This window comes from Sphingomonas floccifaciens (assembly GCF_042681125.1).
Classification (GTDB): domain Bacteria; phylum Pseudomonadota; class Alphaproteobacteria; order Sphingomonadales; family Sphingomonadaceae; genus Sphingomonas; species Sphingomonas floccifaciens.
Genome location: NZ_JBHUFC010000031.1, coordinates 1 through 1,607, shown reverse-complemented (window position 1 = coordinate 1,607; position 1,607 = coordinate 1). Strand labels below are relative to the sequence as shown.

Sequence of the window (1,607 nt, the reverse complement as noted above, 5' to 3'; positions counted from 1 at the left end):
GGTGTCATGGCCATCCTCGGCAGCGAGGATGTGCAAGCGATGACGGTGCTGACGATGAGTACTGCCGAGGTGAGCCGGTTCGACACGCTGATGCGGCTCGACCGCGGCGAGATCCGGGTTGCAGACGCGATGGCGCTACTGAGCCTTGAGCGTCGACAGATCTACCGGTTGCTGGAGCGAGTTCGGCAGGACGGCGCAGCCGGGCTGATCTCGCGCAAGCGTGGCCGTCCGAGCAACCGGCGTTACGGCGATGCCTTTCGTGACCAGGTCGTCAGCCTCGTGCGCGAGCAGTATAACGGGTTCGGGCCCACGCTGGCGCGCGAGTATCTGGCCGAGCGGCACGGCATCCGGGTGTCGTGCGAGACGCTGCGGCAGATGATGATGGCAGCGGGGCTGTGGAAGGACCGCGCAGCGCGTCGCCCTCGCCCGTACCAGCCGCGTTACCGGCGGGACTGCCGCGGCGAGCTGATCCAAGTCGACGGGTCCAAACACTGGTGGTTCGAGGACCGGGGCCCGCAATGCACGCTGCTGGTCTATATCGACGATGCGACCAGCGAGCTGATGCACCTGGAGATGGTAGAGAGCGAGAGCACCTTCTCGTACATGCGGGCGACCCGGACGTATATCGAGCGTCACGGCAAGCCGGTTGCGCTCTATTCCGACAAGCACAGCGCCTTCCGCAACAACACGGCTTCGGCGAACGGCGACGGCATGACGCATCTTGGGCGGGCGCTCCACGCGCTCAACATAGAGATCATCTGCGCCAACTCGCCTCAGGCCAAGGGGCGTGTCGAGCGGGCGAACGGCACGTTGCAGGACCGCCTGGTCAAGGCGATGCGACTGGAGGGCATCTCCACCATCGAGGAGGCCAACGCCTTTCTCCCCGCCTACATGGCCCGGCACAACCGGCAGTTCGCCAGGACGCCGTTCGACCCGCGCGATCTCCACCGCCCGCTGGCGCCGCACGAGAACATCGAGGCGGAAATGGTCTGGCGCGAACAGCGCACTGTCACGGCATCGCTGACGCTGCACTACAACAAGGCGCTGTTCATCCTGGAGCCGAACCGGACTAGTCAGGCGCTGGCGCGCAAGCGGGTAGATGTTTGCGAGTATCCCGATGGGCGGATCGAGATCCGGCATGACGGGGAGGCCTTGCCCTATCGCGTGTTCGACAAGATGCAGCGGGTGAACCAGGCAGCGGTGGTCGACAACAAGCATCTCGACGCGGCGCTGGCGATGGCGCGGCTCCTGCAGGAAACGGCACCACACCACCGCAAGCGGAACAACAACGAGCCGGCGCGAACCGCCCAGACTGGCGGCATGTTCGCCGCCTCGGCTGCTCCGACTGCATCGAAGGTGGATCGCCGCACGCTCTGCACACCCAAGCTGAAGCGTGGACCGCGCCTTCCCAACACGGAACTCGTCGCGCATGGACTGGCCGAATACGCGGGCCGAGTTCGGAACACGCCGCCTCAGGAACCTGCCTCACTGCCTGCTGTTCTGGCGTGACCGGGCCCGCTGCTGGCGCAGCGGGTCCGTCGCCCTTCCCTCGGAACTCACCGCATCAGCGGGGTCAGCGCTGCGCTTGTGGATAGCTCCACGCTGCC

Annotated in this window: 1 protein-coding gene; it reads left to right on the top strand. The window is 66.1% G+C overall.

Translation table 11 applies throughout. The annotated features are described in order from the left end of the window. The first annotated feature begins 39 nt into the window (after positions 1 to 39). Positions 40 to 1,509: an ISNCY family transposase gene (locus tag ACFSC3_RS20630; protein ID WP_380942266.1), complete on the top strand. Its 1,470-nt coding sequence runs from the start codon at positions 40 to 42 to the stop codon at positions 1,507 to 1,509. Positions 1,510 to 1,607: the final 98 nt, after the last annotated feature.

Excerpts from the sequence above, each read along its gene's own strand:
- ACFSC3_RS20630 (WP_380942266.1), top strand. The coding sequence starts at position 40 with ATGACGGTGCTGACGATGAGTACTGCCGAGGTGAGCCGGTTCGACACG.